The 26,940-nt window shown below is 64.6% G+C and carries 30 protein-coding genes and 1 riboswitch; of the genes, 16 read left to right on the top strand and 14 right to left on the bottom strand.

The features are described 5' to 3' along the window. Positions 1–65: 65 nt before the first annotated feature. From K4A76_RS02635 to K4A76_RS02620, 4 genes are all read left to right on the top strand, one after another. Positions 66–713, top strand: coding sequence for a DedA family protein (locus K4A76_RS02635; protein ID WP_009685738.1), 648 nt, complete (start codon positions 66–68; stop codon positions 711–713). 9 nt (positions 714–722) lie between these two features. Further along, entirely contained in the window at positions 723–1,538 is an 816-nt protein-coding gene (locus K4A76_RS02630) for a zinc-dependent peptidase (protein ID WP_029886279.1), read from the top strand. Positions 1,539–1,631: 93 nt separating this feature from the next. After that, positions 1,632–2,159 carry an inorganic diphosphatase gene (ppa, locus tag K4A76_RS02625; RefSeq protein ID WP_003255365.1) on the top strand — a complete coding sequence of 176 codons (528 nt, stop codon included), beginning with the start codon at positions 1,632–1,634 and terminating at the stop codon, positions 2,157–2,159. Positions 2,160–2,335: 176 nt separating this feature from the next. Then, complete coding sequence (locus K4A76_RS02620) at positions 2,336–3,037, top strand: XRE family transcriptional regulator (RefSeq protein WP_274411470.1); 702 nt, start codon at positions 2,336–2,338, stop codon at positions 3,035–3,037. A gap of 285 nt (positions 3,038–3,322) precedes the next feature. Here K4A76_RS02620 and K4A76_RS02615 read toward each other — a convergent pair whose 3' ends face one another. Further along, complete coding sequence (locus tag K4A76_RS02615; RefSeq protein ID WP_274411469.1) at positions 3,323–5,464, bottom strand: TonB-dependent siderophore receptor; 2,142 nt, start codon at positions 5,462–5,464, stop codon at positions 3,323–3,325. Positions 5,465–5,682: 218 nt separating this feature from the next. Between K4A76_RS02615 and K4A76_RS02610 the strand changes: the two genes are divergently transcribed. The 8 genes from K4A76_RS02610 to K4A76_RS02575 all read left to right on the top strand — a co-directional run bounded on the left by K4A76_RS02610 (position 5,683) and on the right by K4A76_RS02575 (position 15,007). After that, on the top strand, positions 5,683–6,375 hold the full coding sequence (locus K4A76_RS02610; protein ID WP_029886276.1) for a response regulator transcription factor: 693 nt from the start codon (positions 5,683–5,685) through the stop codon (positions 6,373–6,375). After that, positions 6,375–7,721 carry a HAMP domain-containing sensor histidine kinase gene (locus K4A76_RS02605; RefSeq protein ID WP_274411468.1) on the top strand — a complete coding sequence of 449 codons (1,347 nt, stop codon included), beginning with the start codon at positions 6,375–6,377 and terminating at the stop codon, positions 7,719–7,721. Before K4A76_RS02610 ends, K4A76_RS02605 begins: the two co-directional genes overlap by 1 nt. Before the next feature lie 81 nt (positions 7,722–7,802). Then, entirely contained in the window at positions 7,803–8,705 is a 903-nt protein-coding gene (locus tag K4A76_RS02600; RefSeq protein WP_182390321.1) for an alpha/beta hydrolase, read from the top strand. Positions 8,706–8,800: 95 nt separating this feature from the next. Continuing rightward, a riboswitch (FMN riboswitch) is annotated at positions 8,801–8,942 on the top strand. Between the two features lie 80 nt (positions 8,943–9,022). Then, positions 9,023–9,673: a 3,4-dihydroxy-2-butanone-4-phosphate synthase gene (gene ribB, locus K4A76_RS02595; RefSeq protein ID WP_054913680.1), complete on the top strand. Its 651-nt coding sequence runs from the start codon at positions 9,023–9,025 to the stop codon at positions 9,671–9,673. A gap of 188 nt (positions 9,674–9,861) precedes the next feature. After that, on the top strand, positions 9,862–10,104 hold the full coding sequence (locus tag K4A76_RS02590) for an exodeoxyribonuclease VII small subunit (RefSeq protein ID WP_009685726.1): 243 nt from the start codon (positions 9,862–9,864) through the stop codon (positions 10,102–10,104). After that, positions 10,101–10,988 (top strand): (2E,6E)-farnesyl diphosphate synthase, encoded by an 888-nt coding sequence (ispA, locus tag K4A76_RS02585; protein WP_009685725.1) that lies wholly within the window; start codon positions 10,101–10,103, stop codon positions 10,986–10,988. Before K4A76_RS02590 ends, ispA begins: the two co-directional genes overlap by 4 nt. Positions 10,989–11,095: 107 nt before the next feature. Then, positions 11,096–12,991: a 1-deoxy-D-xylulose-5-phosphate synthase gene (gene dxs, locus K4A76_RS02580; RefSeq protein ID WP_054914203.1), complete on the top strand. Its 1,896-nt coding sequence runs from the start codon at positions 11,096–11,098 to the stop codon at positions 12,989–12,991. A gap of 141 nt (positions 12,992–13,132) precedes the next feature. Continuing rightward, complete coding sequence (locus K4A76_RS02575) at positions 13,133–15,007, top strand: TonB-dependent receptor plug domain-containing protein (protein WP_274411467.1); 1,875 nt, start codon at positions 13,133–13,135, stop codon at positions 15,005–15,007. Here K4A76_RS02575 and K4A76_RS02570 read toward each other — a convergent pair. The 12 genes from K4A76_RS02570 to nrdR all read right to left on the bottom strand — a co-directional run bounded on the left by K4A76_RS02570 (position 14,979) and on the right by nrdR (position 23,686). After that, positions 14,979–15,797 (bottom strand): cobalamin-binding protein, encoded by an 819-nt coding sequence (locus K4A76_RS02570; RefSeq protein WP_274411466.1) that lies wholly within the window; start codon positions 15,795–15,797, stop codon positions 14,979–14,981. The two genes, K4A76_RS02575 and K4A76_RS02570, sit on opposite strands and share 29 nt — an antisense overlap. Continuing rightward, positions 15,797–16,216, bottom strand: a complete 420-nt coding sequence (locus K4A76_RS02565; RefSeq protein WP_054914242.1) for a hypothetical protein — start codon at positions 16,214–16,216, stop codon at positions 15,797–15,799. Before K4A76_RS02565 ends, K4A76_RS02570 begins: the two co-directional genes overlap by 1 nt. Further along, a complete protein-coding gene (gene ribA, locus K4A76_RS02560; protein WP_029886268.1) occupies positions 16,213–16,830 on the bottom strand; it encodes a GTP cyclohydrolase II in 618 nt (205 codons plus the stop codon). The genes K4A76_RS02565 and ribA overlap by 4 nt, the downstream gene beginning before the upstream one ends. 129 nt (positions 16,831–16,959) lie before the next feature. Beyond that, on the bottom strand, positions 16,960–17,703 hold the full coding sequence (locus tag K4A76_RS02555) for a substrate-binding periplasmic protein (protein ID WP_274411465.1): 744 nt from the start codon (positions 17,701–17,703) through the stop codon (positions 16,960–16,962). A gap of 16 nt (positions 17,704–17,719) precedes the next feature. Beyond that, positions 17,720–18,223 (bottom strand): phosphatidylglycerophosphatase A family protein, encoded by a 504-nt coding sequence (locus tag K4A76_RS02550; protein ID WP_009685716.1) that lies wholly within the window; start codon positions 18,221–18,223, stop codon positions 17,720–17,722. Beyond that, complete coding sequence (thiL, locus tag K4A76_RS02545) at positions 18,220–19,188, bottom strand: thiamine-phosphate kinase (protein ID WP_009685715.1); 969 nt, start codon at positions 19,186–19,188, stop codon at positions 18,220–18,222. The genes K4A76_RS02550 and thiL overlap by 4 nt, the downstream gene beginning before the upstream one ends. Positions 19,189–19,206: 18 nt before the next feature. Next, positions 19,207–19,707, bottom strand: a complete 501-nt coding sequence (gene nusB, locus K4A76_RS02540; RefSeq protein WP_009685714.1) for a transcription antitermination factor NusB — start codon at positions 19,705–19,707, stop codon at positions 19,207–19,209. Next, positions 19,704–20,180 carry a 6,7-dimethyl-8-ribityllumazine synthase gene (ribH, locus tag K4A76_RS02535; protein ID WP_003255395.1) on the bottom strand — a complete coding sequence of 159 codons (477 nt, stop codon included), beginning with the start codon at positions 20,178–20,180 and terminating at the stop codon, positions 19,704–19,706. The genes nusB and ribH overlap by 4 nt, the downstream gene beginning before the upstream one ends. A 91-nt stretch (positions 20,181–20,271) precedes the next feature. After that, a complete protein-coding gene (ribBA, locus tag K4A76_RS02530) occupies positions 20,272–21,363 on the bottom strand; it encodes a bifunctional 3,4-dihydroxy-2-butanone-4-phosphate synthase/GTP cyclohydrolase II (RefSeq protein ID WP_029886265.1) in 1,092 nt (363 codons plus the stop codon). An 18-nt stretch (positions 21,364–21,381) separates the two neighbouring features. Continuing rightward, the gene (locus K4A76_RS02525; protein WP_009685712.1) at positions 21,382–22,047 is read right to left on the bottom strand and encodes a riboflavin synthase; all 666 of its coding nucleotides are present in this window, start codon (positions 22,045–22,047) and stop codon (positions 21,382–21,384) included. Between the two features lie 41 nt (positions 22,048–22,088). Continuing rightward, the gene (gene ribD, locus K4A76_RS02520; RefSeq protein ID WP_274411464.1) at positions 22,089–23,219 is read right to left on the bottom strand and encodes a bifunctional diaminohydroxyphosphoribosylaminopyrimidine deaminase/5-amino-6-(5-phosphoribosylamino)uracil reductase RibD; all 1,131 of its coding nucleotides are present in this window, start codon (positions 23,217–23,219) and stop codon (positions 22,089–22,091) included. Positions 23,220–23,221: 2 nt separating this feature from the next. After that, a complete protein-coding gene (nrdR, locus tag K4A76_RS02515) occupies positions 23,222–23,686 on the bottom strand; it encodes a transcriptional regulator NrdR (protein ID WP_009685710.1) in 465 nt (154 codons plus the stop codon). A gap of 106 nt (positions 23,687–23,792) precedes the next feature. Between nrdR and K4A76_RS02510 the strand changes: the two genes are divergently transcribed. From K4A76_RS02510 to trxA, 3 genes are read left to right on the top strand one after another with little or no spacing between them, the layout of a single operon-like run. Next, the gene (locus K4A76_RS02510; RefSeq protein ID WP_110676907.1) at positions 23,793–24,245 is read left to right on the top strand and encodes a YbaY family lipoprotein; all 453 of its coding nucleotides are present in this window, start codon (positions 23,793–23,795) and stop codon (positions 24,243–24,245) included. After that, positions 24,246–24,905, top strand: a complete 660-nt coding sequence (locus tag K4A76_RS02505) for a class I SAM-dependent methyltransferase (protein ID WP_009685708.1) — start codon at positions 24,246–24,248, stop codon at positions 24,903–24,905. 31 nt (positions 24,906–24,936) lie between these two features. Continuing rightward, on the top strand, positions 24,937–25,809 hold the full coding sequence (gene trxA / locus K4A76_RS02500) for a thioredoxin (RefSeq protein ID WP_009685707.1): 873 nt from the start codon (positions 24,937–24,939) through the stop codon (positions 25,807–25,809). A 75-nt stretch (positions 25,810–25,884) separates the two neighbouring features. Here the strand turns inward: trxA and K4A76_RS02495 are convergent, their stop codons facing one another. After that, positions 25,885–26,229, bottom strand: coding sequence for a hypothetical protein (locus K4A76_RS02495; RefSeq protein ID WP_274411463.1), 345 nt, complete (start codon positions 26,227–26,229; stop codon positions 25,885–25,887). A 128-nt stretch (positions 26,230–26,357) separates the two neighbouring features. On the opposite strand from K4A76_RS02495, the gene K4A76_RS02490 reads away from it, so the two are divergent. Beyond that, positions 26,358–26,939 (top strand): DUF2796 domain-containing protein, encoded by a 582-nt coding sequence (locus K4A76_RS02490; protein ID WP_182366128.1) that lies wholly within the window; start codon positions 26,358–26,360, stop codon positions 26,937–26,939. Position 26,940: the final 1 nt, after the last annotated feature.

Here is a 26,940-nt window from a genome sequence, read left to right as displayed (position 1 = left end):
CATGTGTGAAAATTTACCCATCCGCCGGTAAACCGAGCCTACGCCCAAGAACACAGGTGCTGTACATGGATTTCAACCCGCTCGACCTTATCCTGCATCTCGATGCCTACCTCGATTTGCTGGTCACCAATTACGGCCCCTGGATCTACGCCATCCTGTTTACCGTGATTTTCTGTGAAACCGGGCTGGTGGTGATGCCCTTCCTGCCGGGCGATTCGTTGCTGTTCATCGCCGGCGCCGTAGCCGCAGGCGGCGGCATGGACCCCGTCTTGCTGGCCGGCCTGCTGATGGCTGCTGCAATCATGGGCGACAGCACCAACTACGTGATCGGGCGCACGGCAGGCGAACGTTTGTTCAACAACCCCAATTCGAAGATCTTCCGTCGCGATTACCTGCAGCGGACCCACGACTTCTACGAGCGCCACGGCGGCAAGACCGTGACCATGGCGCGCTTCCTGCCCATTCTGCGCACCTTCGCCCCATTCGTGGCCGGTATTGCCCACATGCATTACCCGCGCTTCCTGGGCTTCAGCGTGGCCGGCTCGTTGCTGTGGGTAGGTGGCCTGGTCACCTTGGGCTACTTCTTCGGTAACGTGCCGTTCATCAAGCAACACCTGTCGCTGATGGTGGTGGGCATCATCATCCTGTCGTTGGTACCGATGATCCTCGGCCTGCTGCGTACCCGCCTGGGCCGCGCAGCCAAGGCGCACTGACCGGCCAGCATGTGGTCTTTCCGCGCCTGGCGGCGCAAGCGGGCCTTGGCACGCTACCCGATCACGCCACAGCAATGGCAGGCCGTACGCGAATGCCTGCCGATGCTGGACGGCATCACCGACGAAGAAGACCACTGGCTGCGCGAAGCCTGCATCCTGTTCCTGCTCGACAAGCACCTCACGTGCCTGCCGGGCGTTGAACTGGGCGACCAGCAGCGGCTGCTGCTCGCCGCCCAGGCGCAACTGCCACTGCTGCACCTGGGCGAACTGAACTGGTACCAGGGCTTTCACGAAATCGTGCTCTACCCCGACGACTTCAAGAGCCCGCAGCGCCACCGCGATGCCAGTGGCGTGGAGCACGTGTGGGACGGCGAGCACAGTGGCGAGGCCTGGCAGCAGGGCCCGATCATCCTGGCCTGGAACGGCGTACTGGCCAGTGGCGGCTGGGAGGCCTACAACCTGGTCATCCACGAACTGGCGCACAAGCTCGACATGCTCAATGGCGATGCCAACGGCCTGCCGCCGCTGCACAGCGGCATGCCCGTGGCCGAGTGGGCCACCGCCATGCAACAGGCCTACGACGACCTTAACCGCCAGCTCGATGCCAACCCCGACGCCGAAACCGCCATCGACCCCTATGCGGCAGAGAACCCCGCCGAGTTTTTTGCCGTCACCAGCGAATACTTCTTTAGTGCCCCCGACCTGCTCCATCAGGCCTATCCATTGGTCTATCAGCAGTTGGCGCTGTTCTACCGGCAAGACCCGCTGGCGCGCCTGCGCCGGCTTCAGGCCGAGCACCCCGACTACCGCGAAAGCCACGCCTGACGCGGCCGCACATCAGGCCAGGCGTGGCATGCCCCGGCAGAATGTGCCTATAATCGCCGCCACTTTTTTGGTCAAACACGGGGGCACTGCCCAATGAGCTACAGCAAGATTCCGGCGGGCAAAGACCTGCCGAACGACATCTACGTCGCCATCGAGATCCCGGCCAACCACGCGCCGATCAAATACGAGATCGACAAGGACAGCGACACGCTGTTCGTCGACCGCTTCATGGCTACCCCGATGTTCTACCCAGCCAACTACGGCTTCATCCCGAACACCCTGGCGGACGACGGTGATCCGCTCGACGTGCTGGTCGTTACCCCGTACCCGGTCGCCCCAGGCTCGGTTATCCGCGCCCGCCCGGTTGGCGTACTGAACATGACCGACGACGGCGGCGGCGACGCCAAGGTCATCGCGGTTCCTCACGACAAGCTGTCGCAGCTGTACGTCGACGTGAAGGAATACACCGACCTGCCAGCCCTGCTGATTCAGCAGATCGAGCACTTCTTTGCCAACTACAAAGACCTCGAGAAGGGCAAGTGGGTCAAGATCGAAGGCTGGGAAGGCGCTGACGCTGCCCGTGCCGCGATCACCAAATCGGTCGCTGCCTACAAGGGCTGATACCGGTTGCAGGAAGAACCCCGCCATGGCGGGGTTTTTTTATGGCCAATCGCTGTGCTCGGCGAATACTCCTACACAGCCCTACAGCTGTGCCCTACAACCAGCCACTTTTCATACAAGCCCCGTCAACATCAAGTTGATATCCTTGCTGGCACCGCGCCGCTACACTCGCTGGCATGAAGACCTCCGGTGACCGCCTCAGGGCCCTGCTTCACGAATGCGGCCTTACCCCTTCCGATTTCGCTGCCCAACGCGGCGTCACACCGCAGCACGTCAACAATTGGGTCAAGCGCGGCGTACCCCTGGCACGGCTGGACGAAATGGCCGACCTGTTCTGTGTGCATCGCCGCTGGCTGCACACGGGCGAAGGGCCCAAGCACCCCAGCCCGATCCTGCGCAACGCCCGGCCGCGAAAGTTGCACACGCCCGCGCCGTCCCCGCTGCTGGTGGACCATGGCCGGCTGGTCAAGGTGCCGTACTACGAACTGCATGACGGCCTGCTCAGCCCAGTCGCCAGCAAACACCTGCGCCTGCCGGCAAAAGCGCTGCAGGGGTTGGGGGTTCGGGCCGACGATGCAATCAGCGTGACGATGCCCGACAGCAACATGCTGCCGCTGATCCCGCAGGAGGCGGTGCTGGTGATCGACGTGAGCATGACCCAGGTGTTCGAGGGCGAAACCTACGCCGTGCTGCACAACGGCGCGCTGAGGGTGAATACCCTCAGCCTCGGCCAACATGGCACGCTGTACCTGCACAGCCATGACCGGCGCAACTATGCGGTTGAGCGCTATACCCCGGCGCAGCGCCAGGCGCAGGGCCTGGAAGTGCTTGGCTGGGTGTTCCACTGGTCGTATTTTCGCCAGCAGCGGCCCGGTTGAAACAACCTGTGCCATTTTTTGCTGGGCATCCAGAGCGTGCCCTTGTATGCTACGCCGCACATTCAGCCCCGACCGGCGCAAGCCGCAGTCCAGAGGGCTCGGCGACATCTCACACGGGTGTCTGCCATCTCTTCCAGGCCCTTGATGGCCACACAGTTAAGGCGATTGCGGCTTACCATAAATTAGTCGGAAGCGTCCCCGAGAAGCCGGCCACAAGCCGGCTTTTTAATGCCCCCGCATACTCGCCTGCCCGCCCGGGCAGAGCGCTTTCAGCCAGAGCAACCCTCAGAAGTCATAGCGCGCGCCCACCATCATGCTGCGCGACGGCCCATAGAAGTTGAAGGTCGACGTCGAGCCCACGCGCGACAAGTAATCGCGGTCGAACAGGTTGTTGACGTTGAATGTGGCGGTCAGCTGCGAAGTGACCGGGTACGACAGCATCGCATCCACCGTGGCATACCCTGGCGCATCGATGCGCACGCCACCGTTCTCGGCGTAAAAGTTGCTCATCGCCGAAATACCGCCCCCGATTGCCAGGCCGTTCAACGGGCCTTGGCTGATGGTGTACTTGCTCCACAATGAGGCCTGGTTGCGCGGCATGATGAAGAACGTGGTCTCGGCGTCGCCCTTGACGGTTTCGGTTTCCATCCAGGTGTAGCCGGCCAGCAGTTCCCAGTTCGGCGTCAGCTTGCCGCTTACTTCCACTTCCGCGCCCTTGACCCGGGTTTTACCGGCGGCTACCGAGTCGGTGGTCGCCACGCCATCGGCGTCGTACAGGGTGGTAGCACGGTGCTTGTCGGTCAGGCGGAATACCGACAACCGCGTGTTCAGGTCGCCCCCGAAGTAGCTGCTTTTCAAGCCGAATTCATACTGCTCGCCTTCCCGCGGCTTCAGCACCCGGCCGCTGCTGTCGGTGGCTGACTGCGGCTTGAACACCTGCGAATAACTGGCGTACAGCGCGTGGGTGTCGGTGAGGTCGTAGACCACGCCGCCGTAAGGGGTGAAGTGGCCGTCGACGCGCTTGCTGTCGTTGGTGCTGGCGCCACTGCCGAGGGTGGTGGTGTAGAAGTCACCGCGGTACCAGCTGAAACGCCCGCCGGCGATCAGCGCCAGGCGCTCGACGGGGCGGAAGGTAACCTTGGAGTACAGGCCATATTCCTCTTCCTGCATACCGGTTTCGGTGCTGTAGTTGGGCGACGGCTTGGCAAACTGCTTTGGCGAGTAGGTGTTGACGTTGATGGCGCCCAGGTTGGTCGTGCCATTGAGGTACTCGGTGTCGTAGTTCTTGTAGTCGCTGCCGACCACGAACTCGCTGACTTGGCCGAAGGTCTCGAACGGCTGGCTGTAGCTGGCGTCCAGCGAGTAGGTGTCCTGCGTGAAATCGCGGGCGCTGGCACGCTCGGAATTGCCACCGGTAGTGGCGTTGGTGGCGGTGAAGGCGTACAGGTACTGGGTGTCGCGGTGGGAGCCACGGGCGGCAATACGGCCGTAACCGCCGTTGTCGAAGCGGTGGGTCAGTTCGGCGACCAGGTCGGTGGTCTTGCCGTCGAAGTAGTTCCAGTCGGCCCCGAGGAAGCGTGAATGGCTGAAGTCGGGCACCTCACCCGACAAGGTGGCCGGGTAGCCATTATGCGGGGTGATGTTCTTCACTTCGTGCATCAGGCCGAACGACACGGCAGTAGCGTCGCTCAGGTCGATGTCCAGGGCGCCATAGTAGCTATTGCTGGTGTTGGCGTTGTAGTCGACCTCGCCATTGGTGTCATCACGCGAAGCGATGAAGCGCCCACGCACACGACCCGCATCGTCGAGCGGCCCGCTCAGGTCGAGTTCTTCGTGGTTGGTGTCCCATGTGCCATAGCTGCCTTCGACGTGGCCCTGGAACTCGGCGGTGGGGCGCTTGCGCACCATGTTCACGATGCCGCCCAGCTCGCTGGTGCTGCTGAACAGCCCCGCCGGGCCGCGCATGATTTCGACCCGGTCGAACGCTGCCAACGACGGCACAGTACCGAAGATGCTGGCCATGGGCGCCGGTAGCCCGTCGATATTGAACTCGCTGTACTCGTAGCCACGGGCATAGATGGATGAGCGGCCACTGTCGTTGGTCAGGGTCCGCAGGCCGGCGGTGTACTTGGCCAGGTCATCCAGGTGCACGAATTGGCGATCCTTGACGTAATCCTGGGTGTACACGGTGATCGACTGCGGGATGTCCTTGAGCGCCGCCGGGGTCTTGGTGCCCACGGTTGCAGCATCGACACTGTAGCCGCCGGTTTGCTCCGAAGGCAGCATGTCGTACAGGCGGTTGCCCTCGATGGTCAGTGCCGGCAGGTCGAGCGAGTTGCTACCACCGGCCGCCTGCGTCGCTACCGTTTCAGCCAGTGCCGATACCGAAAAGGGCGCCAGCAGCCCTACTACCAGCCAGCCCCGCACCCGTCGCGGGCCCCCCCACACTGTTCAAACCGCTCATGACACACCCTCGCCCAATTGATAATAACTCGCAAACGACAGAAATTGCTTTTTGCGGAAGATACCGGAGCGAAAACCGGGGTGCAGCATGATTAACCTTCTTAACACATTGCGGCGTTGCCCTCGCCCCACGGTCAATGGGATGATGGCTAACTGATAGGAATTCTCATTCAAGGCTCAACGTGCCCACCTCACTGCTCCTTGCCGAAGACGACCCACGCCTGCGCCAGGACCTGGAACGCCATTTCCTCAACCGTGGGTTTCAGGTGCTGGCCTGCGCCAATGGCAGCCAGGCCCTGAATGCCATACGGCAATCACGCTTCGACCTGGTTTTGCTGGACATCATGCTGCCGGGCATCGACGGCCTCAGCCTGCTGGACGAACTGCGCCACCAGCAAGCGGTGCCAGTGATGCTGATGTCGGCGCTGGGGGCCGAACAGGATCGCATCAGTGGCTTCACCCGGGGCGCGGACGATTACCTGCCCAAGCCGTTCAGCCTGGCCGAACTCGACGCCCGGGTCGATGCCCTGCTGCGGCGCGTGGCGCTCGACCGCGGGCCGGCGTTGCGGGCCGATGGGGGGGCAGTGATGCTGGACCATGAACGCCAGGACGCCCTTCACCAGGGCAGGCCTGCCGGGCTGACCGCATCCGAATTCCGCCTGCTGGCCACGCTGCGGGCTCACCCCGGCGAGGCGTTGAGCAAACCTTTCCTCTACCAGACCGTGCTGCACCGCGCCTACACGCGCCTGGACCGTGGCCTGGATGTGCATGTGTGCAACTTGCGCCGCAAGCTGGCCGACATCAGCGCCCAGCACCTGCAGATCCAGGCGGTCAGGGGCCAAGGGTACATCCTGATAGACACGGACCAGCCCTGATGCGGCGGCATCCCCTGCTGTGGAAACTGGCGCTGTTGCAGGTCGGTTTCTGTCTGCTGCTGACCTGGCTGATCTGGACCTGGGGGCTGTCGGTGGAACGCAGTACCTACTTCCTGTCGCCGGCTGACCAGCAATACCTGGCGCGCTACGCGCAACAGGCCGAACACGCCTGGAACCAAGGCGGCGCCACGGGCGCCGAAGCCTGGCGCAGGCAGCTGCAACGTACCGAAGGCACCTGGGCAGCCTTGATCGGCCCCCACCTGCAAAGCCTGGGCATCACGCCACTGAGCGCCGAGGAGGCCAGCCACCTTACCTTCATGCGCAAGCTGAACTGGCCCATGAGCCGGCGCCTGCAGGACGAACTGCCGTACGTCAGCATCGCGTTCCCGCAACACCCCGAAAACGGCCGGCTGGTGATGCAATTACCCGAACGCCTGCTACCCACTGGCCTTACGCCCTGGACCCACCTGATCACCCATGGGGTCGCCCCCACCCTGCTTGCCCTGTTGCTGGGCCTGGCCCTGTACCGCCATCTGGTAGTTCCCCTGAACCGCCTGCGGGACCGGGCCGACGCCTTGCGGGCCGACGACCTCGACAGCCCCGCGCTGCCGTTGCAGGAGCGCCGCGATGAGCTGGGTGAGCTGGCCCAAGCCTTCGAGCACATGGCGGTACGCCTGCGCCAGAGCCTGGAGCAACAGCGCCTGCTGCTGCGTACGCTGTCCCACGAGCTGCGCACGCCGTTGGCGCGGCTGCGCATCGCCCATGACAGCGACTTGCCGCCGCCGCAGTTGCGCGAGCGCCTGGACCGCGAAGTCGCCGACATGCAAAAGCTGCTGGAGGACACCCTGGACCTGGCCTGGCTGGACACCGAACAGCCCAGCCTGCCGACCGAGCCGGTGCTGATGGTGGCCGTCTGGGAAGCCTTGTGCCAGGACGTCTGTTTCGAAAGTGGCTGGGCGCCAAGCCGCCTGCCTTGTTCGCTGGGCACCGCGTGCCGGGTGCAGGCCAACCTCGACAGCCTGGCCCAGGCCCTGGAAAACCTGATCCGCAATGCCGTTCGCCACTCGCCCGCCGAAGGCCGGGTCAGCCTGGATGGCTGGCGCGAGGGGGATTACTGGCACCTGCGCCTGAGTGACCAGGGGCCGGGGGTCGCGCACGCCGACCTGGAGCGCATCTTCCAGCCTTACCAGCGGCTGACCGAAAGTGGCGCTGGCTTTGGCCTGGGCCTGGCCATCGCCCGCCGCGCCATCGAACTGCAGGGTGGCCGCTTGTGGGCCAGCAATGGCCACCCAGGCCTGTGCCTGCACATGACCTTGCCGGCGGCCCGGGACTGTTTAGAAAGTTAATGCGCTTTACCCTCAATCAGGACTGATTATCATCTTGCTGTTCCCGCTTTGCGCGCCTGCAAAGCCCTGAAGAGATGCCTGATGAGCAAGTTGACCCTGGCCGTGACGATGGCACTGTGCCTGGCACAGCCGCTTGCTGCTCATGTTGCCCTTGCGCAGCCCGACCATGAGCAGAAGATGGACACCTCACTGCTGCAGCGCCATGACCTGGCCTACCGCTTCACTCAGCTCGACCTGGACTCGGCCGACGGCCAGCGGCATTACCGGCTGTGGGTCGGCAAACCGAACCAGCCGGCGCCAGCGGCGGGCTACCCGGTGCTGTGGATGCTCGATGGCAATGCCGCGCTGGGCGCACTGGATGGCCAGCAGCTGGGCCGGCTTGCCGCAGGGCAGGCACCATTGCTGGTGGCGGTGGGGTACCAGACCGAGCAGCGTATCGACCGTGCCGGGCGCACCCGGGATTACACCCCGGCGGTGCCTGGCCAGGCTGAACAGCTTGACCCACTGACCGGAGCGCCCAGTGGCGGTGCCGACGTTTTCCTGGACCTGCTGACCGGGCGCATGCGGGCGATGGTGGCAGATGTGGCACCGATCGACCTGCAACGGCAGACATTGTGGGGGCATTCCTATGGCGGGCTGGCCGTTTTGCATGCGCTTTTCACCCGGCCTTGGTCATTCAGCGACTATGCGGCTGCCAGCCCTTCGCTATGGTGGCACGACGGCGCGATCGTGGGTGAGGCACAGGGGCTCGAGCAGCGCCTGGGAAGCAGCCGGCCGCGGCTGTTGCTGATGCGTGGCAGTGAAGAGCCGGCGAACCCGCGCACGCAGGTGCAAGGCGATGTCGAGCGGCCGGCGCGTGAGCTGGTGGCAAGCCTGGCCAGGGTGCCAGGCTTGCAGGTTCGTTTCGAGCGGTTTGCCGGGTTGGGGCATGGGCCTATGTTGCCGGCTTCGCTGAAGCAGGTGATTGAAGGGATGTCGCGGTAAGCCTGTCAGCACCTTCCACAACGCCCGCCCCACGCTACCGCCAAAGGTCGTAGAACCGCGGCTTGCCAGCGGGGTGGCCACGTGCGGTATGCTGTGGCGGTCTTCAGGGCGGGGTGAAAGTCCCCACCGGCGGTAAATCGAAAGATGAGCCCGCGAGCGCCCCGGCCATGCCGGGGGTCAGCAGATCTGGTGCAACTCCAGAGCCGACGGTCATAGTCCGGATGAAAGAAGGCGTCAGGCGGGGGCCATCCGGGCGCCCCTGCGCACGCATTTTGTTCGCCCCGAGACGTTCATCGATCATTCACGAGGAGCGTTTCATGTCCACCCAGCACCACGCGCACTACCCCAATGTTTCCGCCGCCATCGCCGCCTTCAAGGCTGGGCGCCCTGTCCTGTTGCTGGACGATGACGACCGCGAAGACGAGGCGGACATCATTGCCGCCGCCGAAAACATTACGCTGCAAACCATGGCCATGATGATTCGCGATTGCAGCGGTATCGTCTGCCTGTGCCTGGACGAAGCCACCGTCGATGCGTTGCAACTGGCGCCCATGGTGCAGAACAACCAGGCCCGCCATGGCACCGGCTTCACCGTCACCATCGAGGCGGCCGAAGGGATCACCACCGGGGTTTCTGCCCAGGACCGCCTCACCACCATTGCTGCGGCACTGCGTTCCAGCGCCGAACAGCGTCATATCGTCAGCCCGGGGCATGTGTTCCCGCTGCGTGCGCGCAATGGCGGCGTGCTGACCCGCCGCGGGCATACCGAAGGTTCGGTGGACCTGGCCCGCCTTGCCGGCCTGCGCCCGGCGGCGGTGCTGTGCGAACTGATGAACCCGGACGGGACCATGGCCCGTGGCGAACAGGTGGCGGTGTACGCGCGGCAGTACAATCTGCCGGTGCTCACCATTGAAGAGCTGGCGCGGTACCGGGAGGCGATGGTGGCGCTGGAAGCCGAGCCGGCCTGACAGGCCCAATTCGCGGGCACGCCCGCTCCCACAGGTATTGCGCAGCGCTTGAAGGCTGTGATGGACCTGTGGGAGCGGGCGTGCCCGCGAAAGGGCCTGTGAAACCAACCTCACGGACCCGGAAGTTTGCTCCCCCCGCCCTGCTCTGCTAGTGTCGCGCCGTTCTGAATGCCTCCGAGACAGTCGCCATGGCCCGCAAAAAATCCTCCCTTGATTTCGAGCAATCCCTCGCAGACCTGCAAACACTGGTCGAGCGCCTGGAGAACGGCGAGTTGTCGCTGGAAGAGTCGCTGGCCGCTTTCGAGCAAGGCATCGCGCTGACCCGAGAATGCCAAGGTGCCCTGGCCCAGGCCGAGCAGAAGGTGCAAATTCTGCTGGAGCGTGACGGCGAGCTGGCTGCCCAGCCCTTCGACGCGGAGCCCGAAGCATGATCGGCAGCTACCAGGCCAGTTGCCAGAGGCGGGTGGATGCAGCCCTCGAACCGCTGTTCGTCGCCCCGACCAAAGAACTCGAACGCCTCTATGCCGCCATGCGCTACAGCGTGATGAACGGCGGCAAACGCGTGCGGCCACTGCTGGCCTACGCCGCGTGCGAAGCCCTGGGTGCCCCGGCCGAACAGGCCAACGGCGCGGCCTGTGCGGTGGAGCTGATCCATGCCTACTCGCTGGTGCATGACGACCTGCCTGCCATGGATGACGACGACCTGCGCCGGGGCCAGCCCACCACGCACAAGGCCTTCGACGAAGCCTGCGCCATCCTGGCCGGTGACGGGTTGCAGAGCCTGGCGTTCAGCGCCCTGCTCGATCCGCACCTCAGCCCGCAAGCCGACAGCGTCCGCCTGGCCATGGTCCAGGCCCTGGCCACGGCCGCCGGCCCAGCCGGCATGGTGGGCGGCCAGGCCATCGACCTTGGCTCGGTCGGGCTGAAGCTCGACCAGCGGGCACTGGCATTCATGCACAGGCACAAGACCGGCGCCCTGATCGAAGCCAGCGTGCGCCTGGGGGCACTGGCCAGCGCCCGTGCCGGCCAGCAGCAACTGGACGCCCTGCAAACTTATGCACAGGCCATTGGCCTGGCATTCCAGGTTCAGGACGACATCCTCGACGTGGAAGGCGACACCGCCACCCTGGGCAAACGCCAAGGGGCAGACATCGCCCGTGACAAACCGACCTACCCTGCCCTGCTGGGCCTGGACGCGGCCAAGGCCTATGCGATCGAACTGCGCGACCAGGCGCTGGTCGCACTGGAAGGGTTCGGCGAAAAAGCCGAGCCGCTGCGGGCACTGGCGCGCTATATCGTCGAGCGCCGCAACTAAGCACGGATACCCGCGCCATTGGGGTGTCACAAGCAGTGGTCGAATGGGCACTTTTCCCACAATGGGGTAAACTGCCGCGTCTTCACACACCTATAACGACTCGCCTGATGCCCACGACGTTTCAAGAGATTCCCCGCGAACGCCCGGTCACGCCGTTGCTCGACCGCGCTGACACGCCTGCCGGCCTGCGCCGGTTGGCCGAAGCCGACCTGGAGACCCTGGCCGACGAGTTGCGCCAGGAGCTGCTGTATACCGTGGGGCAGACCGGTGGGCATTTTGGTGCCGGCCTGGGCGTGATCGAACTGACCATCGCCCTGCACTACGTGTTCGACACCCCGGACGACCGGCTGGTGTGGGACGTGGGCCACCAGGCCTACCCGCACAAGATTCTGACCGGGCGCCGTAACCGCATGCTCAGCCTGCGCCAGAAGGACGGTATCGCCGCCTTCCCGCGCCGTAGCGAAAGCGAGTACGACACCTTTGGCGTGGGCCACTCCAGTACCTCGATCAGCGCAGCGCTGGGCATGGCCATTGCCGCCCGCCTGCAGAACAGCGCGCGCAAGTCGATCGCCGTGATCGGTGATGGCGCCCTCACCGCCGGCATGGCCTTCGAGGCGTTGAACCACGCCCAGGAAGTCAATGCCGACATGCTGGTGATCCTCAACGACAACGACATGTCGATTTCGCGCAATGTCGGCGGCCTCTCCAACTACCTGGCCAAAATCCTGTCCAGCCGCACCTACGCAAGCATGCGCGAAGGCAGCAAGAAAGTGCTGTCGCGCCTGCCCGGTGCCTGGGAAATCGCCCGGCGCACCGAAGAGTACGCCAAGGGTATGCTGGTGCCGGGCACACTGTTCGAAGAGCTGGGCTGGAACTACATCGGCCCGATCGACGGCCATGACCTGCCCACCATGATCGCCACCTTGCGCAACATGCGTGACCTGAAGGGCCCGCAGTTCCTGCACGTGGTGACCAAGAAGGGCAAGGGCTTCGCCCCCGCCGAACTCGACCCTATCGGCTACCACGCCATTACCAAGCTGGAGCCCGCCGACAAGCCTGTCGCGCCGAAGAAGGCCAGCGGGCCGAAATACTCCGCGGTGTTCGGCCAGTGGCTGTGCGACATGGCCGCTGCCGACAACCGCCTGGTGGGCATCACCCCGGCGATGAAAGAAGGCTCCGACCTGGTCGATTTCAGCGAGCGCTACCCGCAACGCTACTTCGATGTGGCGATCGCCGAGCAGCACGCCGTCACCCTGGCAGCCGGCATGGCCTGCGAGGGCAGCAAGCCCGTGGTGGCGATCTACTCCACCTTCCTGCAGCGCGCCTACGACCAGCTCATCCACGATGTGGCGGTGCAGAACCTCGATGTGCTGTTCGCCATCGACCGCGCCGGGCTGGTGGGCGAAGACGGGCCGACCCATGCGGGTAGCTACGACCTGTCTTATCTGCGCTGCATCCCGGGCATGCTGGTGATGACCCCCAGCGACGAGAACGAGCTGCGCAAGATGCTCAGCACCGGCCACCTGTACAACGGCCCGGCTGCCGTGCGCTACCCCCGCGGCACCGGCCCGAACGCGCCGATCAGCGGCGACCTAGAGCCGCTGCAAATCGGCAAGGGCGTGGTCCGCCGCCAAGGCCAGACAGTCGCCCTGCTGGTGTTCGGCGTGCAGTTGGCAGAGGCCATGCAGGTTGCCGAGCAGATCAATGCCACCGTGGTCGACATGCGCTTCGTCAAACCTCTGGACGAAGCCCTGGTGCTGGAACTGGCTGGCAGCCATGAGCTGCTGGTCACCGTCGAAGAGAACGCCATCATGGGTGGCGCTGGCGCTGCGGTAGGCGAGTTCCTGGCCAGCCAGGCCGTGGTCAAGCCACTGCTGCACCTGGGCCTGCCTGATATCTACGTCGAACATGCCAAGCCGGCACAGATGCTGGCCGAGTGCGGGCTGGATGCGGCCGGGATTGAGGCTTCGGTGAAAGCCCGCATGGCCAAGCTCGGCTTGTAATCCCCGGGGCCGCCTTGCGGCCCTTTCGCGACACAAGGCCGCTCCTACAGAGACCGCGCCGCTCTACCGGTTTGTGCAATACCTGTAGGAGCGGCCTTGTGTCGCGATCGAGGGCGCCGCCCTCGCAAAATGGTACTGCTTATGAAGAAATCTGCCTGTGCCGCGCTACTCTGCGCCCCCACATTGTTAATCGCCGCCGAACGCGATGACGCGCTGAAGCTCCCCGACGTGCTGATCAGCGCCAGCCGCCAGGTCGAGTCACGCACCGCCACCAGCGCCGCCAACACGGTCTTCACCCGCGCCGACATCGACCGCCTGCAACCCACCAGCGTCACCGACCTGCTAAGCCGCGTACCCGGCGTGCAAGTGGCCCCCACTGGCGGCCGTGGCAGCCTGCCGGGCATCTTCATACGCGGTACCAAGGCGGCGCAAAGCCTGGTGCTGGTGGATGGCGTACGCATTGCCAACGCCACTTCGGGCGACAGCGGCCTGCAGTTCCTCGACGTTGACCAGATCGAACGGGTGGAAGTGCTGCGTGGCTCGCGCTCGGCGGTGTACGGCAGCGATGCCATCGGCGGGGTGATCCAGATCTTCACCCGCCGCAGCAACACGCCCGGCCTGCAGCCGCGGCTGCGCATCGCGGCAGGCAGCCACCAGACCGTCCAGCGTAGCCTGGGGCTTGCCGGCGGCAACGACGCGACCCGCTTCAACCTCGGTGCCAGCCTGGATGAAACAGCCGGCATCGATTCGACTGGCCCATCCTTCGCCAGTGACGGCGACCATGATGCCTACCGTAACCAGTCCTTCAACCTGAGCCTGAGCCACACCTTCAGCGAGCGCTTCGAGGCCGGGGTCAACCTGCTCGACAGCCGTGGCCGCAGTGAATACGACAATCCATACGGGCGACTGAATGAGGCCACTTGGCAGAGTTACCCACAACAGCCCTATACCGATTTCAGCGTCAGCAGCCTGAGCTCTTGGTTCGACGCTCAATTCAACGACTTCTGGCACTCACGCCTGGAACTGGGTCACAGCGAAAACCGCGACGACAAACGCGACAAGCTCAGCGACCAGCGCTTCACCTACAATACCTATCGTGATCAGCTCACCTGGCAGAACGATCTCAGCATCGACGAACGTAACCAACTGATGATCGGTGGCGATTGGTATGAGGACCGCTTCCACGGCACGGCCAACTTCAGCGAGGGCAGCCGTTGGAACCGCGCCGCCTTCGCCCAGTACCGCTTTAGCGGGGAAGGCTTCTCGAGCGAGCTCGGTGTACGCAACGACCGCAACCAACAGTACGGCGATCAGACCACCTGGAATGCCAGCCTTACCGTCCCGCTGAACATCCGCAACGACATAGTGATGTCCTACAGTGAAGGGTTCCGCGCCCCTACTTTCAACGACCTCTACGACGTACAGTACGGTAACAAGGACCTGCGCCCCGAGCATTCGAAGAGTTATGAGCTGCAGTGGCGCAGCCAACTGGCAAGTCATACGCGCCTGGAGGCCTCGCTGTATCGCACCGACCTGCGCGACGCGATCAACTACGACCCGACAGTCAACCGTCCTGGCAATGTAGACAATGCCCGCATCAATGGCGTTGAGTTGTCGTTGCAGCAGGTATGGGCTGGCTGGACCGCTCAGCTGGGGGTAAGCATTATTGATCCCCGAGACCGCCAAAGCGGACAAACTCTGCAACGACGCGCTCGACGCACTTTGAATCTTGACTTGGATCGTCAGTTCGAACGCTTCAGTGTGGGCGCGAACTGGCAGGCAGTCAGCAGCAGCTACGATGACCCATCGAACAACGAGCGAATAGGTGGCTACGGGCTAGTCGGCCTACGTGGCGGCATGCGCCTGACAGCGGATGTTCGGCTTGAACTGAAGCTCGACAACTTGCTGGATAAGCGCTACAGCCGAGCCATGTACAGCTTCGATGGAAGCCCATACAGCTACCGCGAAGAAGGCCGCACAGTGCTGTTCAGCGTGACGTGGACGCCGGGGCTTTAGCGGCCAGCAACGCACACAAGCGGGCGGTGGCTTCAATCATTTGCCCGCTCGGGCGCTCCAGGCCTTTATCGGGTACCACCAGCAAACCGGCGTGGGCAACGGCGCGCAACTGCGGCCAGGCCAGCCAGCGGGTCAACTGCGCCTGGTCACCGGCCAGGATGACCTGGGGGTTGCGTAGCAACACCGACTCCACACTCACCTGCGGCGCCGGTTGGCTGAGGTCGGCAAACACATTGCGCGCCCCGCATACGGCCAGTGCGTCGCTCACCACCTGGCGGCCACCAAGGGTGTACAAAGGCCGATCCCACACCTGGTAGAACACCTGCAAGGGCTCGTCACGTCGGTACTGCTGGCGCAGTTGCCGCAACCGCTCGCGCAGGGCCCGGGCATACTGCTGCCCTTGCTCGGCACGGCCGACGCGCTCGCCAATCGCGGCGATCTGCTCGATGAGCTGGTCCAGGTCATGGGGTTCGGCGCTGAAGGTCGTGATACCCAGGCGTTTGAGCTGCTCGCGTTGCGCTGGCGGCACGCTGCCTGGCCACAGCAGCAACAGGTCGGGGCGCAGGCTCAGCATGCGCTCCATGTTCAGCTGGCCTTGGCGGCCTACCGAGGGCAAATCGCGCAACGCATTTGGCCGTTCGCCCCCATCAAGCACACCCACCAGCAGGTCATCGGCCTGCAGTTCGAGCATGATTTCCGTCATCGAAGGCGCCAGGCTGACCACTCGCAAGGGTTCGCCAGCCAGCGCGGCACAGGCGAACAGTGCCAGCAGGCCAGGCAGCAGGCGCATCAGCCGAGCTGTCGTGGAATGCGGTAGAGGGACAACACCACCACGGTGGATATCGCCAACAGGATCTGCGGCACCGCTTCAAGACCGACCCCTACAGACAGGGCCGCCACCCAGGCCGGGAAGCAGGCGTACAACATGGCCAGGCGCCGTACCCGTGCCAGCTCGATCCACGCGGCAGGCTCTTCAGCAGTACCCAGGGCTTTCGAGGTGGCGATGAGTGCACGCTTGTAGGCACCGAAACGGGGCAGGCTGAGGAACATGGTGGCCGCGCCGGCAATGAACAACGGCATGGCCAGAATCGGCACCAGCGCCTCACCGCCGCCAAAAGCCCAGCTCATGACCGGCAGCGGCAGCAGGCCCACCGCCAGGTACTGCCACCAGGCCAGCGCCAGCCGCCGCTTGACCTGGGCGCGGGTCACGCCTGGGGCACCTCGCCCTGGTGTTCGTTGCCCAGCATGTGGCCAAGCTTGCCGGCCTTGGTTGCCAGGTAGTAGCGGTTGTGCGGGTTATGCCCGGTATGCAGCGGTACACGCTCGGCGACCACGATGCTCATGTCGGTCAGGGCTTTGACCTTGCGTGGGTTGTTGGTCATCAGCCGCAGCGCCTTCACGCCCAGGTGTTCGAGCATGGGCAGGCACATGGCGTAGTCACGCTGGTCGGCGGCAAACCCCAGGCGCTCGTTGGCTTCCACGGTGTCCGCCCCGCCGTCCTGCAACTCGTAGGCACGAATCTTGTTCAGCAGGCCAATGCCACGGCCTTCCTGGCGCAGGTACAGCAATACGCCGCGGCCCTCGCGGGCGATTGCCTGCAGTGCGGCCTCCAGCTGCGAGCCGCAGTCGCAGCGCTGGCTGAACAGGGCATCGCCGGTCAGGCATTCGGAATGCAGGCGCCCCAGCACCGGCTGACCATCCGCGATGTCACCCAGGCTGAGCACCACATGCTCCCGGCCGGTGGCTTCATCAAGAAAGCCATGCATGGTGAAGGTCGCGAAGGGCGTCGGGAGTTTAGAGGCGGCAACAAAGACGACGGGCACGTTGTGCTCCTGGAAAAAGTGGGACATATCTCGTGAGCCGATTGTATCAGCAGGTTGCACACTATGGGCTGGCTGAATACCGCGGGGTAAGATCGAAAAGTTCGATACTTGGGCCAGGCAGGCCCGGCCTCAGTGCGGTTTGCTATCCGCAGTGAACGGATACGGTTGCCGCCAGTGCTCGAAAATCGGCTTCAGCTCGCCACTGCGTACCAGCTCGGCCATGCGCTTGTCGAACAGGTCGCGCAGGGCCTTGGCCTGGTCGTTGCGGGCAAAGGCCAGGTACAGCGGCAGCTCGGCCACGTGGGTGCGGCGAAAGCGTTCGGGCTGCGATGACTGGTTCAGTACGTAATCGACTTCAGTCTGGGAATCGATATAGAAGTCCACACGGTCATGCTCCAGCATCGGCAGGATGCCTTCGCGGCGCTGGATTTCACGGAACTCATGCACATCGGGCAAGTAGCTGCCGTAGTCGTAGCCACGTACCCAGGCCAAGCGGTACTTGCCCACATTCTGCGACGTGGGCACAGGCTTGCTGGCCAGCCCCAGCGCATAGATATGATCCATATCGAAGTGCCAGCGCGGGTACAGGTTGTTGTCGTTCTCTTCCTTGTAGGAGCCGACCCAGGCATCCGCCTCGCCACGTTTCACCAGCCCGACCGCGCGGCTGTAGGGTGCGCTTTGGGTCACCACCTTGACCCCGGCCGGCTCGAACACCTTGCGCAGAACGTCCCAGGCAACGCCGGTACCGTCAGCATTGGTGTAGTCGATCCACTCCTCGCTGACCAGCTGGATCTGCTTTGGCAGGCCTTCGGCAGCCACCGCCCACGGGGCGACACTCAGCAGCATCGCCAGCAGCACAACCCTCATGGCCATTCACGCGCTCCCTGTTTCAGGCAACCGCCCATACCAGAACCTGCATGCCCAGCCAGGCGAACACACCGGCCAGGATATCGTCGAGCATGATGCCGACGCCCCCGTGCACATGGCGGTCGATCCAGCGGATGGGCCACGGCTTGAGGATGTCGAAGAAACGGAACATCAGGAACCCCGCCAGCAGCCACTGCCAGCCTTCCGGCACCAGCCAGAGGGTGATCCACATGCCAACGATTTCATCCCAGACAATGCCTTCATGATCGTGCACACGCAAGTCATTGGCGACCTTGCCGCACAGCCAGATGCCGAACAGCATGCTGATGCCCAGCAACAGCCAGTAGCCCCAGTCGGGCAGCATCTGCCACAGGGGGATGAACGGTATGGCCACCAGCGAGCCCCAGGTACCTGGCGCCTTGGGCAAGGTGCCGGAACCAAAGCCGAACGCGATGAAGTGCCATGGGTTGCGCCAGACCGAAGGCGGAACGAACTCCGCAGGCACCTGATTGGGGTGATCGGTCACGGTGTCTCCCTAAAGTGTTGATAGCCCCGCTGGGCGGGGGTGATGTCCTGGCCCTGTGCGTCGCGCAGGGTCACACCGCGACCTTGCAGCACACGACCAATGGTGTGTACCTCGATGAAGCCAAGCTCGGCCAGGGGCGGCAGTGCTGCAGGCGGCAAGGTGAAGGCCAGTACGTAATCATCGCCACCGGTGAGTGCTGCCTGCAGTGCCGCCTCGTGGCCAAGGAATGCCTGCAAGGCAGGAGACACTGGCACCTGGGCCAGGTTCACCTCAAGTGCCACCCCGGACGCCTTGGCGATATGCCCGCAATCGGCCAGCAGGCCATCGGAGACGTCGAGCGCCGCCGTGGCCCTGCCCCGCAGCCATGTGCCCAGGGTGAGCTGCGGCATCGGCGACCAGTAATGGGCCAGCAGCGGCTCGGCCAGCTCGGCAGGCGCCTGGCGCTCGCCCAGTACCAGCGGCAAGGCACCGGCGGCCTTGCCCAGGGTGCCGCCAACACACAGCAAGTCGCCTGGCCGCGCACCGCTGCGGCGCAACGCCTGGCCAGCCGGCACCCGGCCGAACACGGTCACGGTGATGCTCAATGGGCCACGGGTGGTGTCGCCGCCAATCAGGCTCATGCGGCAGCGGTGCGCCATGCGGCTCAGGCCGTTGGCGTAGGCTGCAAGCCAGTCCGGGCCAACGCTTGGCAGGGTCAGGGCAAGGGTGAAGCCGATCGGGGTCGCACCCATGGCGGCCAGGTCACTGGCCGCCACGGCCAGCGACCGCTGGCCCAGCAGTTGCGGGTCGCAAACGGCAGGGAAATGCACCCCGGCCACCAGCGTGTCGGTCGACACCGCCAATTGTTCACCGGGGGGAAGGTCGAGCAAGGCGCAATCGTCGCCGATCCCCAGGGCCACGCCTTCGCCGCCTTGCGCACAGGGCGCGGCAGCGAAGTAATGGTTGATCAGCTCGAATTCACCCATGGCCAGGCAGCGCCGGGATCAGCGCTTGTTCGCCTTGACTTCTGCTTCACGCAGGGACGGGGCAAGCTTGTCGAGTACACCGTTGACGAACTTGTGACCGTCGGTAGCACCGAAGACCTTGGCCAGCTCCACGCCTTCGTTGATGACCACACGGTACGGTACATCGACGCGCTTGATCAGCTCCCAGGTGGACAGCCGCAGCACGGCCAGTTCCACAGGGTCGAGCTCGTCCAGGGCAATGGTCATGCACGGGGCCAGTGCTTTGTCGATTTCGTCCTTGACTGCCGGGACCCCATGCAGGATCTCGCGGAAATAGGCACCGTCGACATCGGTGAAATCGTTATCCACCCGGAACTGCGCTTCGATCTCGTTCAGCGAATGCTGGGCCATGTGCCATTGATAGAGGGCCTGGGTAGCAAGCTTGCGGGCTTCGCGACGCTTGGCGCTCTTGGAAGGCTTGCCGGCATCCGCAGGTTTTGGATCGCGCGGGTTGAAACGATCGCTTTCGTCGCTAATCACTTGGCCTCCAACTGCGCCAGCAGGCTGACCATTTCCAGAGCGGACAGGGCAGCTTCAGCACCTTTGTTGCCAGCCTTGGTGCCGGAACGCTCGATGGCCTGCTCGATGGAATCGACGGTCAGTACGCCGAAAGCCACCGGAACACCGAACTCCATGGACACCTGGGCCAGGCCCTTGGTGCATTCGCCCGCCACGTATTCGAAGTGCGGGGTACCGCCACGGATCACGGCGCCCAGGGCGATGATCGCGTCGTAGGCGCCTTGCTGGGCGACCTTCTGTGCCACCAGCGGAATTTCGAATGCACCCGGGGCACGGATGATGGTGATGTCGCTTTCGCTGACACCGTGGCGAACCAGGGCGTCAACAGCACCGCTTACCAGGCTTTCGACAACGAAGCTGTTGAAGCGGCCAACCACCAAAGCATAGCGACCTTTGGGGGCGATGAAGGTACCTTCGATGGTCTTCAGGGTCATTCCGATATTCTCATATTCAAGAGCGAGGCCGCTTGCAAGCGGCCTCGACAGGGGTCTGGACTCGAGCTGGGGGCGTCATTGCCGCCTCAAGTCACTCGGAGGGCACGTATTCTACAACTTCCAGATCGAATCCGGATATCGCGTTGAACTTCATTGGCGAACTCATCAGGCGCATCTTGCGCACCCCGAGGTCGCGCAGGATCTGCGAGCCAGCACCCACGGTGCTGTAGGTGGTCGGTGCCTTGGCCGGTAGGTCGCCGGCGCTTTCGCGGATGTGCGCCAACAGCACGTCGCCGTCCAGCGGGTGGCCCAGCAGCAGGACCACGCCGCTGCCGGCTTCGGCCACGGCCGCCATGGCCGCGCGCAGGCTCCAGCGGCCCGGTTGCTTGACCAGCAGCAGGTCGCGCAGCGGGTCCATGTTGTGTACCCGCACCAGGGTCGGCTCTTCGGCGCAGATCTTGCCCAGGGTCAGGGCCATGTGCACGTCGCCTTCCACTGCATCGCGGTAGGTGACCAGGTTGAACTCACCCAGCTCGCTCTCTACCGGTTGCTCGGACACCCGTTGCACGGTGCGCTCGTGAATCATGCGGTAGTGGATCAGGTCGGCGATGGTGCCGATCTTCAGGCCATGCTCGGCAGCAAAGACTTCCAGCTCGGCGCGGCGCGACATGGTGCCGTCGTCGTTCATCACTTCGCAGATCACGCCGCTTGGCTCGAAACCGGCCATGCGCGCCAGGTCGCACGCCGCTTCGGTGTGGCCGGCACGCGCCAGGGTGCCGCCAGGCTGGGCCATCAGCGGGAAGATGTGGCCAGGGCTGACGATGTCTTCGGCCTTGGCGTCCCGGGCAGCAGCGGCTTGCACGGTGCGCGCGCGGTCGGCGGCGGAGATGCCGGTGGTGACGCCTTCGGCGGCTTCGATCGACACGGTGAACTTGGTGCCAAAGCCCGAGCCGTTGCGCGGCGCCATCAATGGCAGCTTCAGCGTTTCGCAACGCTCACGGGTCATCGGCATGCAGATCAGCCCACGGGCATGCTTGGCCATGAAGTTGATGTGTTCGGGCTGGCAGCACTCGGCGGCCATGATGATGTCGCCTTCGTTCTCGCGGTCTTCGTCATCCATGAGGATGACCATTTTACCCTGGCGGATGTCTTCGACCAGTTCTTCGATGCTGTTGAGCGCCACGCGGCACCCCCTTCTCAATCAGGATTTCAAGAAGCCGTTGGCGGCCAGGAAGCTTTCGGTAATGCCACTGCCCTTGCTCGGTTCGGCGGCCTTGTCACCCAGCAGCAAGCGCTCCAGGTAACGGGCCAGCAGATCGACCTCAAGGTTCACCCGACGCCCTGCGCGGTAGTCGGCCATGATGGTTTCGGACAGGGTGTGCGGGACAATGGTCAGCTCGAACTCGGCGCCATTGACTTCGTTGACCGTCAGGCTGGTGCCGTCGACGGTGATCGAGCCCTTGTGGGCGATGTACTTGGCCAGCTCCTTCGGTGCGCGTACGCGGAACTGGATGGCGCGGGCGTTATCGCTGCGCGAGATGATTTCACCCACCCCGTCGACATGGCCGCTGACCAGGTGCCCGCCAAGGCGGGTAGTAGGGGTCAGGGCTTTTTCCAGGTTGACCTTGCTGCCGCTCTTGAGGTCGATGAAGGCAGTGCGCTTGAGGGTTTCGACGCTGACGTCGGCCCAGAAGCCGTCACCAGGCAGTTCCACGGCGGTCAGGCACACGCCGTTGACGGCGATGCTGTCGCCCAGCTTGACGTCACCCAGGTCCAGCTTGCCGGTTTCGACGTAGACGCGAACGTCGCCGCCCTTGGGGGTCAGGCTGCGGATGCTGCCAATGGATTCGATGATGCCGGTGAACATGGGGTCTTCCTCAAAACGGTTTGCACGGGGCAAGCCCGGCATTATACGCCGGGCGCCGGCAGGGGCACGGCTGTGACCCGCCAGTCATCGCCCACTGCGCGCATTTCGGTAATTTTCAGCCGCGGTGCTTCACTCATCCGCTCCATTGGCCAGTCCAGCAATGGGCGGGCATGGGAGCCGAGGAAGGTACCGGCGACGAACAACTGGTACTCGTCCACCAGGCCAAGGCGGGCAAAGGCACCGACCAGGCTGGCACCGGCTTCCAGCAGCACTTCGTTGACGCCACGCGCGCCCAGGGCATGCAGCAGCGCCGCCAGGTCTACCTGGCCATTGTCACCCGGCAGGCAGAGCAGTTCGTGGCCGGCAGCGGCATAACCGGGGTCATCTGCGACAGCTGTTACCACCAGGGCCGGCCCGGCCTGGAAGAATGGCGCATCCAGCGGCAGGCGCAGGCGGCCATCGACCAACACGCGCAGTGGTGGGCGGCTGAGGGCCAGGGCGGTGGTCTCGGCATCCAGGCCCAACTCGCTGCCCCGTACGGTCATGCGCGCGTTGTCGGCCAGCACGCTGGCGGCGCTGGTCAGCACCACGCTGGAGCGGGCGCGCAGGCGCTGTACGGCCGAGCGCGCGGCCGGGCCGGTGATCCACTGGCTTTCACCACTGGCCATGGCGGTACGGCCGTCAAGGCTCATGGCCAGCTTGGCGCGCACGTACGGCACGCCATGCTCCATGCGCTTGAGAAAGCCCGGGTTTAGGGCGCGGGCCTCGGCCTCGAGCACACCACTGGCCACTTCGATGCCGGCCTCGGCCAGGCGCCGCAGCCCCCGCCCTGCCACTTGCGGGTTAGGGTCCTGCATGGCCGCTACCACCCGGGCCACACCCGCCTTGACCAGCGCTTCGGCGCACGGGGGCGTGCGGCCATGGTGGCTGCAAGGCTCCAAGGTGACATAGGCACACGCGCCGCGGGCGCGTTCCCCGGCCTGGCGCAGGGCATGCACTTCGGCATGTGGCTCACCGGCGCGCACGTGCCAGCCCTCCCCGACCACTTCGCCGTCGCGCACGATCACGCAGCCTACGCGGGGATTCGGGTGGGTGGTGAACAGGCCTCTGCGCGCCAGCTCCAGCGCACGCGCCATGTAGTGGGCGTCAAGAATCGCGGCTTGGCTGGGCATGTTCACTCTTTGGCCGGCTCGCGGGCCAGGCGGTCGATTTCTTCACGGAACTCGTCGAGGTCCTGGAAGCGCCGGTACACCGAGGCAAAGCGGATGTAGGCCACCTCATCGAGCTTGCGCAGCTCGGCCATGACCATTTCACCCACCACCAGCGACTTGACTTCGCGCTCGCCAGTGGCACGCAGGCGGCTCTTGATGTGCGCCAGCGCCGCTTCCAGGCGCTCGACGCTGACCGGGCGTTTTTCCAGCGCCCGCTGCATGCCGGCACGCAGCTTGTCTTCGTCGAAAGGCTGGCGCGTGCCGTCTTGCTTGATCAGCCGGGGCAGCACCAGCTCGGCGGTTTCGAAGGTGGTGAAGCGCTCGCCACAGGCCACGCATTCGCGGCGGCGGCGCACCTGCTCGCCCTCGGCGACGAGGCGAGAGTCGATGACCTTGGTGTCGTTGGCACCGCAAAAGGGACAGTGCATGGTGGCAGGCAACAAAAAAAGGGAGGGCCATGGTAGCGCATTGCACTGGCAAGACAAGCCAAAGGGGTTAACATCCATGGGAAATCTGCCCGTTAAGGACTCCTCCATGCACTACCGAGCGCTCGTCGTGCTGTGCTGCGCCGCCCTGCTCGCCGCCTGCGGCAGCGACAGGCCGAAGACCGATACCTCCGTTGCGCCGGCACCGGCCCGCGTGGCCAAAACCACCGAAGCGCCCGGCCCGCTTCCGGCCTACCAGCGCGAATTGAGCGGCACTTTGCTGGAAATCCCGGCCGGCGCCGACGTGGAACTGGCGTTGCTGGTGATCGACGAACGCGACCGCCCGCAGCGCCTGCTGGCCAGCAGCAACCTGACCGCTACCGGCCAGGCCCTGCCCTACCAACTGCGCTTCAACCCCGAAGCCTTCCCGGCCGGCGCACGCGTGGAATTGCGTGGCCGCGCCAGCCGCTCCGGCCAGCTGATCATGCACCTGCCGCCCCTGCGCATCACTCAGGCGCAGACCCAGGCCACCGGGCCGCTACGTTTCGAGAAGGCGCCCTGAGTGGCACCGCTCGCCCTGCAGCAGGCCCTCAGCGGCCTGATCGGTGAAGCGCGGCTGGTCGTCAGCGAACTGCCCGGCTGCGCCTTGAAACTGTGGCTGATCGACGACCAGAACATGGACCGCGCCTTCAGCAGCGACGAAACCCGGCGCATTCTCGAAGACCCGCCCTACTGGAGCTTCTGCTGGGCCAGTGGCCTGGCCATGGCCCGTTACCTGGCCGAGCGCCCGGAATGGGTGGCCGGCAAGCGGGTGCTGGACTTTGGCGCCGGGTCCGGCATTGCCGGCATCGCTGCCGCCCGCGCGGGTGCCCGGGAGGTGGTGGCCTGCGACCTGGACCCACTGGCCCTGCAAGCCTGCCGCGCGAATGCCGCGCTGAACGGGGTGCAACTGGGCTACAGCGACGACTTCTTCGCCGAGGACGACCGCTTCGACTTGATCCTGGTCGCCGACGTGCTGTACGACCGAGCCAACCTGCCGCTTCTGGATGCTTTTCTTGGCCGTGGTCGCCAGGCCCTGGTGGCCGACTCGCGGGTACGCGACTTCAGCCACCCGCTCTACCAGCAGTTGGGGGTGCTAGAAGCGCTGACCCTGCCCGACCTGGCCGAGCCGCACGAATTCCGCCGGGTCAGCCTGTACCACGCCAGCCGCGACACCTTATAGTGGTGGTATTCACGAGTTTGCGAGAAGCGCAATGAGCCAAGACACGCCTTACATTTTCGACGCTACCGATGCCACCTTCCAGCAGCTGGTGATCGAGAACTCCTTCCACAAACCGGTGCTGGTAGATTTCTGGGCCGAGTGGTGTGCGCCATGCAAGGCACTGATGCCCTTGCTGGCGAAGATCGCCGAGGGCTACCAGGGCGAACTGCTGCTGGCCAAGATCAACTGCGACGTGGAACAACAGGTGGTCGCCCAGTTCGGCATTCGCAGCCTGCCGACCGTTGTGCTGTTCAAGGACGGCCAGCCGGTGGACGGCTTTGCCGGTGCCCAGCCGGAATCGGCGATCCGCGCCATGCTCGAGCCGCACGTGCAAATGCCTGCCGCACCGCAGGCATCGCCGCTGGAACAGGCCAAGGCGCTGTTCGCCGAAAGCCGTTTCGCCGAAGCAGAAGCGTTGTTGCAGGCCCTGCTGGGTGAAGACAACAGCAATGCCGAAGCGCTGATCCTGTACGCCCGCTGCCTGGCCGAACGTGGCGAGCTGGGGGAAGCGCAGGTGGTACTGGACGCGGTCAAGAGCGATGAGCACAAGGCCGCACTGGCCGGCGCCAAGGCCCAGCTGACCTTCCTGCGCCAAGCGGCCAGCCTACCGGAAGTGGCGGAGCTGAAAAGCCGCCTGGCCCAGAACCCTGAGGATGATGAAGCCGCCTACCAGCTGAGCGTCCAGCAGTTGGCGCGCCAGCAGTATGAGGCGGCGCTGGAAGGGTTGCTGAAGCTGTTCCAGCGTAACCGCAGCTATGACAATGGGCTGCCGCAGAAGGCGATGCTGCAGGTCTTTGAACTGCTGGGTGGCGATCACCCGCTGGTTGGGGTTTATCGTCGCAAGCTGTCGGCGGCGATGTTCTGACCTGAAGCTGATGGCGAGGGCTTCGCCCTCGTTCGCGGGCACGCCCGCTCCCACAAGGTGGACCTCAACACCGGTTTATCCAACCCAGTGATAAACCGGTGCATCCCCACCGTTTTCCACCTTCACCTCACTGCTGTGGCGCAAACGCACCAGTAGCCGCTTGCCCGCCGCTGTACTGCCGGCCAGCCCTTCCAGCCGGTCGAGCAATTGCGGCCCGCTCATCTGCCCCGCCAGGCGCAACACCTCGCGCGCCGCCGTCCATTGCCCGTCATCCTGCCGTGGCGCAGCCACCGGGGCCGCCGCAACGGGATGCGCCGCCGCCGGCACCTCGGCCTGCCGCCCCAACTGCGCCCACTCCTCAGGCTCAAGCTCGATGGTCAGGTCCACCGGCCATTCACCAATCTGTCCACGAATTCTCACGATGCATTCCTTGAGCAAGGTCGATGGCCCATGCTACCCCAAGATGAAACCTGCGCCATGCGGGCTGGCAGGACGCAGAAAAGTTGTTATAACATAACCCAATCATCCAGCCCGCCCCGGAGCCTCCCATGCGTCGCCTGTTGCTCGCCCTGCCCTTCGCTTTGCTGCCACTGGCCGTGGCCCATGCCCACGAAGACCATGACCATGATCACGACCACGCCCATGGCACCCTGGGCGCGCATGAACACGGCGTGGCCAAGCTCAATGTCGTGCTCGACGGCAATACCCTGGAACTGGAGCTGGACAGCCCCGCCATGAACCTGGTTGGTTTCGAGCACGCTGCCAGCAGCGACGCCGACAAGGCCAAGGTTGCCGCGGTGCGCCAGCAGCTGGAACAACCGTTGAAGCTCTTCGGCCTGGCCTCGGCAGCCGGCTGCAAGGAAGACCAGCAAGCGCTGGAAAGCCCGTTGTTCGGTGACGCCGCCAAAGCGGACGACGACGGTGACGAGCATGAGAAGGGCCACATGCACAGCGACATCAATGCCCACTACCAGTTGACATGCGCCACCCCGGAGAAACTCACCCAGCTGGACCTGGCCCCCCTGTACAAAGCCTTCCCGGCCACGCAGAAAATCAACGTGCAACTGATCGGCCCCAACGGCCAGAAAGGTGTCGAAACCTCGCCCGCCAAGGCCATGGTCGCGTTCTGAG

It is taken from the genome of Pseudomonas sp. NEEL19 (genome assembly GCF_028751975.1).
Taxonomy (GTDB): domain Bacteria; phylum Pseudomonadota; class Gammaproteobacteria; order Pseudomonadales; family Pseudomonadaceae; genus Aquipseudomonas; species Aquipseudomonas juntendi.
The sequence above is the reverse complement of the archived record's forward strand: the minus strand, read 5'-3'. Positions and strand labels throughout refer to the sequence as shown.